Here is a 15184-nt window from a genome sequence, read left to right on the forward strand (position 1 = left end):
CCTCGAAAAAGCGAAGCATGCTTCGTATTTGCCTCCTTGCATGAGGCATGCCAGGAATGGTGGCAGGACGATCGGACGAGGACGCGATGGCAATCGGCAGAGGCGAGAAAACCGCGACCACCGGCCCGAACACGGCCGCGGACCAGCCGGCGGCCCCCGGTGATGACGCGTTGGCATTGCTGCATCCCTGGCCGCTGGAGGATCGCCCGGGCTTCCTCATCCGCCGGCTGCACCAGATCCATGTGGCGCTGTTCGCGGAGATCTGCGCCGCCCACAAGGTGACGCCGCTGCAATACAGCCTGCTCTCGGCCCTGTGCGCCTGCGACAGCGCCGACCAGACCACGCTGGCCGCCATGGTGGCGCTGGACCGCACCACCACCACCGGCGCCTTGAAACGGCTGGAGGCGCGCGGGCTGGTGCAGCGGGGCAAATCGGCAGAGGACCGGCGCTCGCACCGCTGCCGGCTCACCGTCGCCGGCCGCGCCCTGCATGGCGCCATGGAGGCCGACGCCCGCCGCGCCCACGCGCAAACCCTGGCGCCGCTGGGGGTGGAGGACGGCGCGGCGCTGGTGGCGCTGCTGAAGCGGGTGGTGGCGGCTTTCGGCGACCGGGGCGAGCCGCCGACGCTGCCCGCATTCTAGGCGATCGCCTTAGAATTGATCCAAATCAAGGACAAATATCGGGCGGCGGCACTGTAGCGTCACCCGCGCACACGTGACGTAACGGCATCGACACTGTGCTACCGCCCAGGGTGATCGCCTTTGCGATCAGCGCCGGACGCATGCCCCAGGCCTGTCTGGCGCAAGCTCCGGGCGCCAAGGTGCCGCCGATCGTATTCACGCCGCGCGGTACCGCGGCGGCTCGGGAGTTTTGGTCTTGACGTCTTCCCTCTGGCACTCCGGTGGCACCGAGGCGCCCATTATCGTTCCTGAAATGGGCATGGAACTGCGGATCCGGCTGCCGCCGCCTTTGTCCGACGGGGCGATTACGGTGGTGGACTCCATCTGCGCCCCCGGCTTCGGCCCGCCATTGCACCGCTTCCGAGAAGCCAAAGTGCTGCGCATCCTGTCCGGCCGCTTTCTGTTCGCGGTTGATGACACGCGATTTTACGCCAAAGCCGGCGACGTGGTGCATGTGCCCCGCCGGGCCACCAGCGCCTATCTCAACGTCGGGTCCGACCCCGCCATGCTGAGCACCATGTATGTGCCAGGCATGGATGCCAGCGCCTTCTTCGGCGGAATCCGCATGGTGGCCGGCGCCGGCGGCGGCTGGAAGTCACCCGACCTCAGCGCCTATGGCGCCCGCTGGGGGGTGGAGTTCCTCGGCCCGGCGCTCGTCGAGTGAGCGCGGCAACCGGGCGGCGGCCCCCGCCCGCCTGACCCGGGCGGCGGACGGGGATCGGCGCGCCCCGTGCTGCTCACAGATGCCGCAGCACCCGCACCGGCGGCTGGCTCAGCGCCCGCCAGGTGCCCAGCAGGCCGAAGCCCACGGTGAAGGCCAGCGCCAGGGCCACCGCGAACGCCGCCGCTCCGGGGGCAAAGGTGAAGGCGATGTCCATCACCCGCGTCACCACGAAGAAGGCGGCCAGCGTGCCGGCGGCGATGGCGAACACCGCCGTCGCCAATCCCAGCCCGGCATATTCCAGCGCATAGGCCCCCACCAGCCGCGCGCGGGTGGCGCCCAGGGTCTTCAGGATCACCGCATCATAGACCCGGTGCTGATGCCCCGCCGCCAGCGCCCCGGCCAGCACCAGCACCGAGGTGAGCAGCGTCACCAGACTGGCGATGCGGATGCCGAACGACAGATCGCCGATCATCTTGTTGGCCTGGTCCAGCGCCTCCTTCACCCGCACCGTGGTCACGCCGGGATAGGCCTGCGCCACCTGGCGCATGAAGGCCAGTTCCGGCGCCGAGCCCGCGCCTTCGGGAAAGGTCAGGGTCGCCAGCACCGAATAGGGTGCCCCGGCAAAGGTGACGGGGGAGAATTGCATCACGAAATTGATGCCGAGCCGCTCCCATTTCACCTCGCGGAAATTGGCGAGCGTCGCGGTGATGGGGCGACCCAACACGTTCACCGTCACCTTGTCCCCGAGCTTCAGCCCCAGCCCCTCCGCCAGCTTGCGGTCGAACGAGACCTGCGGCTCGGTTTCCCCCGGCTGCCACCAGCGTCCGGCCACCAGCTTGGAGCCTTCCGGCATGTCGTCGCCGAACGAGATGCCGCGGTCGCTCTGCAGCACCCACGCGGCATCGGGGGCGGCTTTGACCTCCTCGGAGGGGATATCGTTGAGCGCGGTGATGCGCCCGCGCAGCATGGGCACCGCCCGATAATCGGCGCCGGGGGCGTTCTGGGCGATGAAGGCGGCGAACGCCGCCTGGTCCTCGCTGGGCACGTCCACAAAGAAGAAGCTGGGCGCCTTCTCCGCCAGCGATCCGGAAATCTCCGCCGTCAGGCTGCGGTCGATCAAGGCGATGGCGGTGAGCAGCGACAGCCCCAGTCCCAGCGACAGCACCACCGTGGGGGTGAGCGCGCCGGGCCGGTGGATATTGGCCAGGGCCAGCCGGGCCATGGTGTTGCGCGGGCGCGGCAGCCGCCGGGTCAAAGCCATGATCCCCGCCGCCACGCCGCGCAGCATCACGAACACCGCCGCCGCCGCGGCGAGGAAGATCAGCGCCGAGCGCAGATCCTCGGCGGTGGCCAGCGCCAGAGCCACCAGGGCCGCCACCGCGAGCGCGCAACCGGCCACATAGACCAGCGAGGGCCAGCTCCGGCGGGTGCCGATCTCATCGCGGAAGAGGGCCGAGACCGGCGCCTCCTGCGCCCGCGCCAGCGGCCACAAGGTGAAGGCGATGGTCACCAGCGCCCCATAGAGCGCCGCGAACAGCAAGGCCCAGGGATCGAGATGCGGCGACAGGGGGAATGGGATGTAGGCCGCCATCACGCCGGCCGCCACGAACGGCACCGCCGCGCCCAGCACCAGCCCGAGGCCGATGCCCAAGGCGGCGATCATGGCCACTTCCAGGAAATAGGTGGCGAAGATGGTGCCGCGCGTGGCCCCCAGCGCCTTCAGGGTGGCGATCACCTCGCGCTTTTCCGCCAGATGGGAGGAGACCGCATTGGCCACCCCCACCCCGCCCACCAGCAAAGCGGTGAGGCCCACCAGGGTCAGATATTGGGCGATGCGCTTGACGTTGCGCTCCAGCTGCGGCGAGGCGGCATCGCGGGTGCGCACTTCGAAGCCCGCCTCCGGCGCCCCGGCCCGCACCTTTTCCACGAGAGCGGTGAGCGCGGCGGGGCTGCTGTCCGCCAACGCCACCCGATAGCTCCAGCGCACCAGGCTGCCGGGCTGGATCAATCCGGTGGCCGGCAAGGCCGCATCCGAGATCAGCAGGCGCGGCCCGAAGCCGACGCCGGACGACAGCCGGTCCGGCTCGCTGGCCAGCACCGCGCGCAGTTCCAGGGTGGCGGCGCCCACCTGGATGCGGTCGCCCACCTTCAGGTCGAGGCGCGAGAACAAGGTCTCGTCTGCCACCGCCCCATAGACCCCGGCCCGCTCGGCCAAGGCATCGGCCAGCGGCAGAGAGGGCGCCAGTTCCGGCGTGCCCACCAGCGGATAGGTGCGGTCCACCCCCTTCATTTCCACCAAAGTGGCGGCGCCCGACGGCGCCCGCGCCATGGCCCGCAGCAGCGCCACCCGGCCGACGCTGCCGGTGGCCGCATGCAGCACCGCCTGCTCCGCCGGGCTCGCCTCGCGCTGGATCAAAGTGAAGGCGGCATCCCCGCCCAGGATCGCCCGGCCCTCGCGGGCAAGGCCATCGGTGAGGGCGCGAGCGAACGAGCCGACCCCGGCGATGGACATCACCCCCAGCGCCAGGCAGGCCAGGAAAATGCCGAAGCCGCGCTTGGCGCCGCGCAATTCGCGCGCCGCGAACCGCAGCGCCACCCGGAGCGTGCCCGCACCGGACAGGCCCGGGGCAGACGTCACCGGCATCGGAGAGACGGGCGGGCTCATGCCTCCACCCGTTCCGCCGGCTCGCCCTCGATCACGCCGGAGCGCAGCCGCACCACCCGGCTGCACCGCCGCGCCAGGCCCGCATCATGGGTTACCAGCACCAGAGTGGTGCCGCGCGCCCGATGGGCCGCGAACAGCAGATCCATGATCTGCTGGCCGGTGGCCTCGTCCAGATTGCCGGTGGGCTCGTCCGCCACCAGGATCGGCGGCTCGGGGGCCAAAGCGCGGGCCACCGCCACGCGCTGCTGCTCGCCGCCCGACATCTGCGCCGGATAATGACTCAGCCGATGGCCCAGCCCCACCGCCTCTAGTTCCACCGCGGCGCGGGCGAAGGCATCGGCCCGCCCGGCCAGTTCCAGCGGGATGGCCACATTCTCCAGCGCGGTCATGGTGGGGATGAGGTGGAAAGACTGGAACACAATACCCACATGCGCTCCACGAAAGCGGGCGAGGCGATCCTCGTTCAGCGTTGTCACATCTGCGCCAGCGACCCGAACCAAACCGCTGTCCACCCGTTCCAATCCGGCCATGACCATCAGCAACGTGGATTTTCCCGACCCCGAAGGCCCCACCAGCCCCACCGTCTCGCCCGGCGCGATGGACAAGCTGACGCCTTTGAGCACATGCACGCGGGCGGCCCCGCTGCCGAGGGAGAGATCCACATCGCGCAGGTCGATGGCGGGGGAGACGGGCGCTGCGGCCGCAGGGGCCGGGAAGGAGAAGCTGTTCATGCCGGAGGCGTTCGCCATGGGTAAGAGACGTGTTGAGGGATACGTGGCGCCGCCGCCGGCGGACCACAAGCCGGTCGGCCCCGCCCATGGGGCGCGGCGCGGGTCTCCCGTTCCGTCATATGCGGCATGGATCAAGGCAACGGGAAGGCTTCTGGCCCTGATGATCGCAGTCACGTTCGCGTCAGCGCTGCCGGCGAGCGCCAAGACCCTGCGCCTCGTCGCCTTCGGCGACAGCCTCAGCGCCGGCTATGGCCTGCCCCGGCCGGACGCCTTTCCCGCCAAGCTGGAAGCCGCCCTCAAGGCCCGCGGCTATGATGTGAGCGTGGCCAATGCCGGCGTCTCCGGCGATACCACCAGCGCCGGGCTGGCCCGCCTCGACTGGTCGGTGCCCGCCGGCACCGATGCGGTGATCGTGGAACTGGGCGCCAACGACATGCTGCGCGGCCAGGATCCCGCCCTCACCCGCAAGAACCTGACTGAGATCATCGCCCGCCTCAAGGCGCGCCAATTGCCGATCCTGCTGGCCGGCATGCGGGCGGCGCCCAATCTCGGCGCCGACTATCAGCGCACGTTCGACGCCATCTTCCCCGATCTGGCGCGGCAGAACGCCCTGCTGCTCTATCCCTTCTTCCTGGAGGGCGTGGCCGGAGACCGCGCGGTGATCCAGCCGGACGGCCTGCACCCCACCGCCGCGGGGGTGGACCGCATCGTCGCCGGCATCCTGCCGGACGTGGAAAAGCTGATCGCCCAGGCCGGCGGAAGCCGGAAATAGACCGAGGCCGCCGTAGCGCCCTTCGCTGGCGGAGGGCGCTGCGGCGCAGTCAGGGGTGGGCGTCGCGGTGCGCCGGTTCGGCCGGCGCGCGCCGCAGCTCGCGCGGGGTGAGTCCGTAGGCGGCCTGGAACGCCCGATAGAACACCGACAGGCTCTCGAACCCGCAGGCGTAGGCAAGGGCGATGATGGGCATCGCGGGGGCGCTGCCCAGCAGGCGCCGCGCCGCCTCCAGCCGGATATCCGTCAGGGTGCGCGAGAATGACCGGCCGGTCGGCTCGAACAGCACATGCACCTGGCGCAGGGAGATGCCCAGTTCCTGCGCCACCCGCGTCGGCGAGAGCTTCGGCTGGGCCATGTCACGCACCAGGATGTCGCGGGCCGCATAGAGCAGCCCGGCCCGCAGGGCGGCGCGGCCCTCGGGTGAACCCGCCGGCAGGCGCCCGCGGGCGATCAGGGCCAGACGGGCCGCGTGCGCCACATCGGCCACCGGATCCCGCAGCGGGGCATGGCCCCGCACCACCACCCCGAATAGCGCCCGGAGCGCCCGCGCCGCCGGCGCGCTGGCCGGAAGCTTGGCCGCATGCAGATCGTGAGCTCGCGCATCCAGCAGGATCTCGCCGGAAATGGGGATCTTCAGCATGTGATATTCGAAACTGCCCCAGTGCGCCGGCACCGCATGAAACGCCATGTCGGAATGGGCGATGGTCAGTTCGCTGGCCGCGACGCTCTGCACCGGCACCCGTCCGGTTTCGAGCCAGCCCGGCCCGCGCACCTGAAGGCCGATGCACAGGCTCTGCCCCGGTCGCTGCGCGATGTCCGCTTCGGTCCGGCGGATGCGATAGCACGAGGCGTGCATTTCGGACACGATGGCGCCGCCGAACGCCCGCGCCACGAAGCGGCCGTGGAAGGCGGCGCGGCGCTCCCGCTCCAGTTCGATGGTGACGCCGAACAGGCTTCTGCCGCGCACCTCGCACCAATGGTCGAAGCGATCCTGCACGCGAAGATCTTCGGTGCTGAAGGTGAGCATGGGCACGCCGCTGAAGAGATCCTCAGCGACCTATATACCGTTTCTGCCCTTGGGGCAGCTGCCAGCCGCCACATGCCCATAGGCGTGCGGCCACCGTCGTTACCGTGCGGCGCCTGGGGGGCGTCAGGCGGGAGGCGTCGGCCAGCCATGGGGATGCCACGGGGCATGCGCTGGCCGCGCCGATGGCATGGCGATTTTCCGGGCCATGCCGGTCAGGATCGCCGACAGATGGCCGGGGAGGCCCACGGTCTCCGCCGCCACGGCGGCGAGCAGGCGATCGGGGCTGACGCCCTCGGCCACCAGCCAATGCAGCCCAATGGCGATGACATCCCAGCCCAGCGGCGGCCGGCCGGGATTGGCGGTGGCGGCATCGTTCTGCCCCAGGAGCGCGACCAGGAGCCGAACCGCGGCGCAGGGATCCGGGTCCGCCAGCGCGCCCAGCAATTGGGCGTCGGACATGGACCGCGCGCGGGCGAAGGTCAGCAGCAGGGCGCCGGCGCCGGGGCGGTGCTCGGCGGGGCCGCGAAGAATGACCTGCCGCAGGAGATGGACGGCGGTTCGATCGCTCAGCGGCAGCCGGGCCAGCGACCGCGCCACATCATCGAGACAGAAGGGATGGCCCAGATGGGCGAAGCTGGCCAAGGCGTACACGGCTTGATCCAGGCGCAATTCGCCGCGCCCCGCCGCCACGGCGCCGACCACCGCCGCGCTGACGGAAGCCAGGACGGGCGTGCCCTCGGCCCGCACGCGCTCGCACAGCGCCTCGCGGAACATGGCGGCGGTGCCGGCCGGATCGTCGGCATCGATCAGCATGGCGGCGACCAGACATTGCCCGGCCAGCGCGCGCACCACTTGGCGGTCGCTGATCTCGCCCGCATCGCGCAGCACGGCGATGGCCCGCGCCACCGTGCTGAGGGTCGCCAGGGATGCGCCGGCCGGGCGGGACAGGTCGGCCAATAGATCAAGGGCACGGGTCGCCTCCACGGCGCCGCCCTGCACCTGCGCCATCAGATCCTCCACGGCGCCGGACTGCGTCTGGCTCGCGCTCGGCGCCGGCGGGGGCGCCGCCGGCTCCGCCGCCACAGGCTGTGATATCGCGGACATCCACCGTCCCCAGCCCATGCCCCCCGGGGCCTACTTGCCCTTCCAGCCGGCTTCGGCGCTGCACGCCTCCATGGTGCGTGGATTGGCCTTTTCCCATTGCGTGATCGAGCGGGTTTCGCTCTCGGGCATCTTGTTGTTCATGCAGGTGCAATAGGCGAGGATCACCGGCGCCGATGGGCCCTCATCCTTGTTGTCCTTCACGCATTGGCTGATCCATTTCACATCGTCCGAAGACTGCTGGGCGCCGGCGGTGCCGGCACCGGCCACCAGCAGCAGGACCGCACCCAAGGCGGACGTGACGCAGGACGTGGCAATGATGGACATGATCCGCTCCTCCAATTTCCGCTCTCCCAAGCGACCAAAACCGCCGCACACCTGCGGTTTCGAAACCGATCGGTTCCGCCACGGATCCTGTCCCGCCGGCGGACGGTTTTCTTCCTGTTGCGCGCAGACGCTCCCGCACGCGCAGGCCTCTCTGGCCTGCGCGTGGTTGGTGACAGGGGCACGACGGGTGGTGCGGCTCGCATAGGACTTGACTCCAACAATCCATAGATCTATGGATTGTTGGATTGAGAAGGCGAGGAGATGCACGCTCATCCCGACCAACAGCAGATTGAAATGGCGGCGAGCATGTTCAGCGCGCTGGCGGACGGCTATCGGCTGAAGACCCTGATCCTGCTGTCAAAGGGCGAGCTTTCGGTTTCGGCGATCGCCGAGGCGGAGGGGGAGAAATTGTCCACCGTCTCCGCCCGGCTGCAGATCCTCCACGCTGCCCGCCTCATCACCCGGCAGCGGCAGGGCAAGAGCATCCTGTACCGATTGGCGGACGAGCATGTGCTGCAACTGATCGAAAACGCCATCGACCATGCCTGCGAACACCACCCGGGCCACGACCCGGCCACTGATGAAGACCATAAATAAGGGAAGCGACCATGTCTGATCATGCTTGCAAGATTCACGCGGACCACCCCCATGCGCACGGGGCCGATTGCGGACACACCGCGGTCAAGCACGGCGACCATGTGGACTATCTGCATGACGGCCATCTCCATCATCCCCATGGCGACCATGTGGATGAGCATGTGATCGAGATCAGCGCCACCAATCCCGACACCTGCACCCCGCAGCACAACTGCGGCGGCCACGAAGCGGGGCATGTCCATGGCCCCGGCTGCGGCCATGAAGCGGTGCCCCATGGCGATCACATCGACTATCTGGTGAATGGCCATCTTCACCATCCCCATGGCGACCATTGCGATGACCACGGCCCGCTGGAAGTGGTGACCGCCAACAGCTGACGCCGGGACACGGCAGGGCGCGGCGCCGCGCCGCCCCTGTCGGCTTGCCTGTAGCTTGCGGCGCCCTGCGGCGCCGTACCCGCGTGTGGACCCTCCGTGCTACAACTGTGTTAGCCTTGTGCACGATCTGGGATTCAAGCCGCCGCTCAGTCTGGCGGCGTCGCCCCTTACTCCGCGAACGCGGACGGCCGGCGCATGGCGATCGCGGGAGACCCGGTCATGGAGCGCGCGGACCGCTATCACGCCTCGCTCACCGATGAGGGCCACTACCGCATGCTGGTGGAGGCCATCTCCGACTACGCCATCTACATGCTCAATCCGCACGGCGTGATCATGAGCTGGAACCCCGGCGCCCGGCGCTTCAAGGGCTATCAGGCGTCCGAGATCATCGGCGACCACTTCTCCCGCTTCTATACCGAGGAAGACCGCCGCGCCGGCCTGCCGGAACAGGCCCTGAGCCTGGCCGCGAAAGAGGGGCGGTTCGAGAGCGAGGGCTGGCGGGTACGCAAGAACGGCAGCCGGTTCTGGGCCCATGTGCTGATCGATGCGATCCGCGCGCCGCTCGGAACCCTGGTGGGCTTTGCCAAGGTCACCCGCGACCTTACCGAACTGCGGGCGGCACAAGAAGCGCTGCGGCGCAGCGAGGAGCAGTTCCGCATCCTGGTGCAGAGCGTGACCGACTGCGCCATCTATATGCTGGACATCGACGGCCGGCTGACCACCTGGAACCCCGGCGCCGCGCGCATCAGCGGCTATGACGCGTCTGAAGTCATGGGCATGAACGTGGCACACTTCTATACCCAGGCAGAGCGCGATGCCGGCGTGCCCCAGGCGGTGCTGGCCGCGGCGGCCCGCGACGGCCGGGTCGCCCTGGAAGGCTGGCGGGTGCGCAAGGACGGCACGGTGCTGCGGGCGCATGTGGTCATCGATGCCATTCGCGGGACCGACGGCGCGGTGGTCGGCTTCGCCGGGGTGATGCGCGACATCAGCGATCGCTCCGGCAAGACTGCCGACCCGGGAGCGCCTCCATCCCCGTGAGGGCGGGGCAGCCCGGCGGCTCAGAAGCGGTAGCGTGCCGCCAGAACGATGCCGTTTTCCTGCGGGAAATTGCGCGCCAGATAGGTGGTGAAAGCGGCAACCTCCACGGTGAGGTGGGCATCCACATTCACCAAGGCCCCGGCCTGAAGCTTGAAATACTCATAGGACAGGTCGAAATCCGGCCCCTCGCCCGCCCCTTCCGAGATCACGTTGAAGGATTGCAGCAGCATCAGCCAGCCGGGCATCACCTCCACCCCCAGCGTCGCATCGAAGCGCAGCTCGCTGGGGGGCGGGCCGTAGCGGTCCCGCTGCGCCACCTGCAGGTCCATGAAGGCGGCGAGGCCCCAGAGCGGGAATGCGCGTCCCGCCAGCAGGCGCAGGTCGGTCTCCCAATCGGTATAGCCCACCGCCGCCCGGCTGCTGGAACCGCCTGCGCCCGGCGCCCGGCCCACCGCCTGCACCGACACCACCCAATCCGCGCCCTGCCCCAGCTTGAGCCGCGCGCCGAAATCGCTATAGCCCGGCCCGGCATATTGGGCCGGCGCGGCCCCAGTGACGGTGACCGCCAGGAATTGCGTACCGAGAATGGCGGTCAGCCCATCGCTGACGCCATATTCCAGCAGCACATTCTGCTCGACCTTGTGATAGCTGGTGCCCGATTGCAGGGCGTAGCCCGGGCCGAAGGCGGAGCCGGCGGCGGCGATGGAGGTCTGGCCCCATAGGTCGGCGCCGCCCTGCGGCAACGTCCAGGCGCCCCCGAGCGCCGCTAGCGCGCCGGCCAGCCAAAGGAAAACGGCACCGCCGAGCCGCGACGCCCACCGGGGCACGCCGCGGAGCGTCTTTTCGTGCCTGCATCGCCCCCCGACCATGCGCGCCCAGCCCCAACGGACCCACAACCTTAGATCGATACCGCTCGGGAAAGCAGCGGAAAAACAACATGACCTTGCGGAAATTTCATCAAAGGATGTCTTGCCGCCCCATTTTGAACCCACCATATTGGACATGCATCGGGTAAGGTGTGGGCCGTGCCCATCCGCCGATGGATTGAGGAAAGGAACCGACGATGTCCGATTATGATCGCAACGTCGCCGCGCGTTACGGCTCGGTGACGCGCTCGGAGGCCGCGATCGACCAGGGCCTCCGTACGTACATGCTCCGCGTGTACAACTATATGGCTCTGGGCCTTGCCATCACTGGCGCGGCCGCCATTGGCATTTTCATGCTCTCCGTGGATCGTTCCGGCGGAGCCATGCAGCTCACGCCCTTCGGCGCCACGCTGTTCAACAGCCCGCTGAAGTGGGTCATCATGTTTGCGCCCTTGGGCGCGGTCATGTTCCTGAGCTTCCGCATCCAGTCCATGAACGTGGGCACGGCACAGGCGGTGTTCTGGGGCTATGCGGCCTTGATGGGCCTGTCGCTCTCCACGATCTTCCTGGTCTATACCGGTGAGAGCATCGTGCGGGTGTTCTTCATCTCGGCCGCCTCGTTCGGCGCGCTGAGCCTGTGGGGCTACACCACCAAGCGTGACCTCTCGGCCATGGGCACCTTCCTGATGATGGGCCTGATCGGCATCGTCATCGCCTCGCTGGTGAACATCTTCCTCGCCAGCTCGATGCTGCAGTGGATCGTGTCCGTGGTGGGCGTGGTCGTGTTCGCGGGCCTCACCGCCTACGACACCCAGCGCATCAAGGAGATGTATTTCGAAGGCGACGACGATGTGGTGGCCGGCAAGAAGGCCATCATGGGCGCGCTGACGCTGTACCTCGACTTCATCAACCTGTTCATGATGATGTTGCAGCTGTTCGGCAACCGCAACAGCAACTGATCCAGCCCCGCGTCACCGCGGGCGAGCAGAACGGGCCCCGGCGCAAGCCGGGGCCTTTTTTTGTGGGCGAAGCATGCCAGTGCCTTTGCCGGCCGGGCGTCGGCGCGCCCGCGTGGCGCTCACTCGTGGGTCAGGCCGAGGTTCGGGCGCAGCCGCAGGATGATGACGCCGATGACGATAAAGCCGATCACCACATAGGGCCACAGATTGGCGGGATAGGCCGGCACCGGGAACAGCGAATTGCGGAACGGCCACACCATGGCCAGCGTGCCCGCCGCGCCGATCGCCCCATAGGCCAGGCTGCGGGTGCGGAACCCGAACGCCACCACCGCCACCGTCACCGCCAGATAGACCACGATCACGCACAGGGTGCCGATGGTGGCGACGTCGCCGAAATAGTCGGTGGCGCCGACGAACGGCCCCCAGGCCACCAGGCCCAGCACCATCAGCGCGCTCATCACCAGCACCGCCCGCGCCGGCGTGCCATGGACCGGATGGGCCACCCCCAGCGCCGGCGCCAGCCCGCCGCGCCCCAAGGCGAACAGCATGCGTGCCCCCGCGCTCAGCGCCCCCAGCGCCGCGGAAAAGCCCGACACCGCCGCCGCCACATCCAGCAGCGTGGCGAAGCTCTGCGAGCCGAACTTGAGCGCCAGCGTGTTCAGCGGCGCGCCGTCGGCGGCCAGCCCCTTCATGTCGTCCAGGCCGAACCCCACCACCTGGACATAGGAGGCGAACACGAAGAACACGCCCGCCCCCGCCACCGTGCCCAGCACCGCGATGGGGATGGAGCGGCGCGGCGCGCCCATTTCCTCGGCCAAGGTGGTGGCGCCCTCGAACCCCACGAACGAGAGCACCGCGAACACCATGCCATGCGCCACGCCGGACCAGCCGAAGGCCGGATCGGGCACGAACGGGGTCAGCGTCAGCTGGCCGGCCGCGCCGACCCGCGCCAGGATCAGGACGCCGAGGATGATGATGGCGAACACCGCGGCGGCCTCGAACATCAGCATCACCCGCGCCGCCACCTTCATGTCGCGATAGGCGAGCGCGGTGGCGACCACCAGCGCGGCCAGCGCGACCATCATCCACAGGCCGGGAATGACGATGCCGTAATTGCCCAAGGCGGCGCTGACGAAATCCCCCATCAAGGCGACGATGCCGCTGCCGGCCAGGAGATAGGTGAGCATCAGCAGCCAGCCGGCCAGGAAGCCGGCGCGTGGCCCGAACGCCTGCGAGACATAGGCATAGGCCGAGCCGGCATTGGGCACGCGGCGGCAGTAGAAGACGAAGGACAGCCCGACCACGAACAGGGCCACGGTGCCGAACACGAAGGCCAGCGGCGCCGCCTTGCCGGCGGCCCCCGCCGCCAGCGTGACGTTGAAGGCCATGGCCACCGTCGGCGCGATGATCGAGATCGAGAGGCCCACCGCCTCAAGCGAAGACAGATTGCGGCGAAGACCGGCCACGGCACCCTCCAGGCGTGTGAAGCGACAGCTCTGCTATGGCGCGCGCGGGCGGCCCCGCCAACCGGCACTTTTTGGCCCGGTTTCCGTCCGCTCCGCTTCAACCGTCCGGGCGGCGGCCCCGCGTGGGAACCGGCGCACGGGGTTCAAAAGCCCGGCGCAGGCGGCTATGAAGCGGAACCGTGCCGCCTCATCCTGTCAGGCCCTGCCCCGCCATGCCCCACGCCCCGGTCCATATCCGCCCCGCGACCCTGGAAGACATAGAAGCCATTGCCGCGATCTATGACGCGGCCGTACGCACCGGCACCGCCTCGTTCGAGCTGGAGCCGCCGGGAGCGGCGGAAATGGCGCGGCGGTTCGCGGCCCTGACCGAGGGCGGCCATCCCTATCTGGCGGCGGTGGACAGCGACGGCACGCTGCTGGGCTATGCCTATGCTGGCGCCTTCCGGCCGCGCATCGCCTATCGCTATACGGTGGAGAATTCCATCTATGTGGCGCAGACCGCCCAGCAGCGCGGCGTCGGCCGGGCGCTGATGGAAGCCCTGCTGGCCGAATGCGAGGCCCGCGGCTTCCGCCAGATGGTAGCGGTGATCGGCGACAGCGCCAATGCCGGCTCCATCGCCTTGCACCGTGCCTGCGGCTTTTATGATGTGGGCGTGCTGCGCGCGACCGGCCTCAAGTTCGGCCGCTGGATCGATACGGTGCTGATGCAGCGCGACCTGGGCGAGGGCGACCGCACGCCCGGCACCTGACGCGTCCCCGGATCAGAACGGCCCGCGGGCGTAGATCGCCTGGAGGCCGGCTTCCAATTGGGTGATGCGGTTCTGATAGGCGCCGCGGATGCAGGCGACCCGGCCGCCGCAGGTGGCGCGGAACGCCAGGAACGCCTTCTGCGCGTCCTGGATCTCGCCGCGCTGGCCCATGGCCACCAGATGGGTCAGCACCTCATAGAGGGTGGCCATGCGCACATCCAGATCGGACAGTTCGCGGTTCACACACACCGCGCGCATATCGCGCGCCTTGGCGGTGGTGCAATCGAAGCTGGCGGCGGCGGCCGGTGCTGCGCCCGCCGCGCCGAACAGCGCCATAAGCGCCAAGGCCGCAAGCCCGTGGCGCAGAAAGCTGCTCGCACGCGGCGACCGGACCGGATGGCGCGATCGTTTCACAAAGAGATTCGTGCTCATGGCGCTGCCCTCGTCTCCCCATAGCGGCGAAAGCCGTCCGCCCGCAGGCGGCAGGCCGGGCAGGTGCCGCAGCCATGGCCCCAGTCGTGGCGCGCGCCGCGCTCGCCCAGATAACAGGTATGGGTCTCTTCCACGATCAGGTCCACCAGGGCTTTGCCCCCCAGCGCCTCGGCCAGCGCCCAGGTGTCGGCCTTGTCGATCCACATCAGGGGCGTTTCCAGCACGAAGCGCTGGTCCATGCCCAGGTTCAGCGCCACCTGGAGCGCCTTGATGGTGTCGTCGCGGCAGTCGGGATAGCCGGAGAAATCGGTCTCGCACATGCCGCCGACGATGTGGCGCAGCCCGCGGCGATAGGCCAGCGCGGCGGCGAAGGTGAGGAACACGATGTTGCGGCCGGGCACAAAGGTGTTGGGCAGGCCGCCTTCGGTCATCTCAATGGCCACGTCGCGGGTGAGGGCTGTGTCCGACACCGCGCCCAGCGCCTCCAGGGAGAGGGTGTGGTCCTCGCCCATACGGGCGGCCCATTCCGGCTTCAGCGCCGCCAGGGCCGGGCGCAGATGCTGGCGGCAGTCCAGTTCCACCCGGTGGCGCTGGCCATAATCGAAGCCCACCGTCTCCACCCGCTCGAACCGCTCCAGCGCCCAGGCCAAGGTGGTGGTGGAATCCTGCCCGCCGGAGAACAGCACCAGCGCCCCGGAGGCGGCAACGCGTGCCGTGTCCGTCATGAGATCGG

General features: G+C 69.2%; 16 protein-coding genes and 1 pseudogene. 8 read left to right on the plus strand and 9 right to left on the minus strand.

Features of this window, described 5'->3' with window-relative positions:
* Positions 1-86 precede the first annotated feature (86 nt).
* Together AAG816_RS08985 and AAG816_RS08990 are read left to right on the plus strand one after the other, a co-directional pair.
* Positions 87-641 (plus strand): MarR family winged helix-turn-helix transcriptional regulator, encoded by a 555-nt coding sequence (locus AAG816_RS08985; RefSeq protein ID WP_341989267.1) that lies wholly within the window; start codon positions 87-89, stop codon positions 639-641.
* A 235-nt stretch (positions 642-876) separates the two neighbouring features.
* Entirely contained in the window at positions 877-1344 is a 468-nt protein-coding gene (locus tag AAG816_RS08990) for a cupin domain-containing protein (RefSeq protein WP_341989268.1), read from the plus strand.
* A 73-nt stretch (positions 1345-1417) separates the two neighbouring features.
* On the opposite strand, the gene AAG816_RS08995 is transcribed toward AAG816_RS08990, so the two are convergent.
* On the minus strand, positions 1418-3988 hold the full coding sequence (locus tag AAG816_RS08995) for an FtsX-like permease family protein (RefSeq protein ID WP_341989322.1): 2571 nt from the start codon (positions 3986-3988) through the stop codon (positions 1418-1420).
* Between the two features lie 17 nt (positions 3989-4005).
* A complete protein-coding gene (locus tag AAG816_RS09000) occupies positions 4006-4740 on the minus strand; it encodes an ABC transporter ATP-binding protein (RefSeq protein ID WP_341989323.1) in 735 nt (244 codons plus the stop codon).
* A 160-nt stretch (positions 4741-4900) separates the two neighbouring features.
* On the opposite strand from AAG816_RS09000, the gene AAG816_RS09005 reads away from it, so the two are divergent.
* Positions 4901-5512, plus strand: coding sequence for an arylesterase (locus AAG816_RS09005; protein WP_341989269.1), 612 nt, complete (start codon positions 4901-4903; stop codon positions 5510-5512).
* A gap of 49 nt (positions 5513-5561) precedes the next feature.
* Here AAG816_RS09005 and AAG816_RS09010 read toward each other — a convergent pair whose 3' ends face one another.
* The 3 genes from AAG816_RS09010 to AAG816_RS09020 all read right to left on the minus strand — a co-directional run bounded on the left by AAG816_RS09010 (position 5562) and on the right by AAG816_RS09020 (position 7967).
* Complete coding sequence (locus AAG816_RS09010; protein ID WP_341989270.1) at positions 5562-6539, minus strand: helix-turn-helix transcriptional regulator; 978 nt, start codon at positions 6537-6539, stop codon at positions 5562-5564.
* 123 nt (positions 6540-6662) lie between these two features.
* Positions 6663-7643: a hypothetical protein gene (locus tag AAG816_RS09015; protein WP_341989271.1), complete on the minus strand. Its 981-nt coding sequence runs from the start codon at positions 7641-7643 to the stop codon at positions 6663-6665.
* A 30-nt stretch (positions 7644-7673) separates the two neighbouring features.
* On the minus strand, positions 7674-7967 hold the full coding sequence (locus tag AAG816_RS09020; RefSeq protein WP_341989272.1) for a hypothetical protein: 294 nt from the start codon (positions 7965-7967) through the stop codon (positions 7674-7676).
* 261 nt (positions 7968-8228) lie between these two features.
* On the opposite strand from AAG816_RS09020, the gene AAG816_RS09025 reads away from it, so the two are divergent.
* From AAG816_RS09025 to AAG816_RS09035, 3 genes and pseudogenes are all read left to right on the plus strand, one after another.
* Entirely contained in the window at positions 8229-8564 is a 336-nt protein-coding gene (locus tag AAG816_RS09025; RefSeq protein ID WP_341989273.1) for a metalloregulator ArsR/SmtB family transcription factor, read from the plus strand.
* Between the two features lie 11 nt (positions 8565-8575).
* A complete protein-coding gene (locus AAG816_RS09030) occupies positions 8576-8941 on the plus strand; it encodes a hypothetical protein (protein WP_341989274.1) in 366 nt (121 codons plus the stop codon).
* 219 nt (positions 8942-9160) lie between these two features.
* A pseudogene (locus AAG816_RS09035) lies at positions 9161-9937 on the plus strand (PAS domain-containing protein); the annotation flags it as partial.
* 62 nt (positions 9938-9999) lie between these two features.
* Here the strand turns inward: AAG816_RS09035 and AAG816_RS09040 are convergent.
* Positions 10000-10806 (minus strand): hypothetical protein, encoded by an 807-nt coding sequence (locus AAG816_RS09040; protein WP_341989275.1) that lies wholly within the window; start codon positions 10804-10806, stop codon positions 10000-10002.
* 236 nt (positions 10807-11042) lie between these two features.
* Between AAG816_RS09040 and AAG816_RS09045 the strand changes: the two genes are divergently transcribed.
* Complete coding sequence (locus AAG816_RS09045; protein ID WP_341989276.1) at positions 11043-11804, plus strand: Bax inhibitor-1/YccA family protein; 762 nt, start codon at positions 11043-11045, stop codon at positions 11802-11804.
* Between the two features lie 119 nt (positions 11805-11923).
* Here AAG816_RS09045 and AAG816_RS09050 read toward each other — a convergent pair whose 3' ends face one another.
* Positions 11924-13270, minus strand: a complete 1347-nt coding sequence (locus tag AAG816_RS09050) for an APC family permease (RefSeq protein WP_341989277.1) — start codon at positions 13268-13270, stop codon at positions 11924-11926.
* 212 nt (positions 13271-13482) lie between these two features.
* On the opposite strand from AAG816_RS09050, the gene AAG816_RS09055 reads away from it, so the two are divergent.
* Entirely contained in the window at positions 13483-14019 is a 537-nt protein-coding gene (locus tag AAG816_RS09055) for an N-acetyltransferase family protein (RefSeq protein ID WP_341989278.1), read from the plus strand.
* Between the two features lie 12 nt (positions 14020-14031).
* Here AAG816_RS09055 and AAG816_RS09060 read toward each other — a convergent pair whose 3' ends face one another.
* Positions 14032-14451 carry a hypothetical protein gene (locus AAG816_RS09060; RefSeq protein WP_341989279.1) on the minus strand — a complete coding sequence of 140 codons (420 nt, stop codon included), beginning with the start codon at positions 14449-14451 and terminating at the stop codon, positions 14032-14034.
* Entirely contained in the window at positions 14448-15176 is a 729-nt protein-coding gene (queC, locus tag AAG816_RS09065) for a 7-cyano-7-deazaguanine synthase QueC (protein WP_341989280.1), read from the minus strand. The genes AAG816_RS09060 and queC overlap by 4 nt, the downstream gene beginning before the upstream one ends.
* Positions 15177-15184 lie beyond the last annotated feature (8 nt).

Origin of the sequence: Azorhizobium sp. AG788 (genome assembly GCF_943371865.1) — a bacterium.
In the GTDB taxonomy this organism is placed as follows: domain Bacteria; phylum Pseudomonadota; class Alphaproteobacteria; order Rhizobiales; family Xanthobacteraceae; genus Azorhizobium.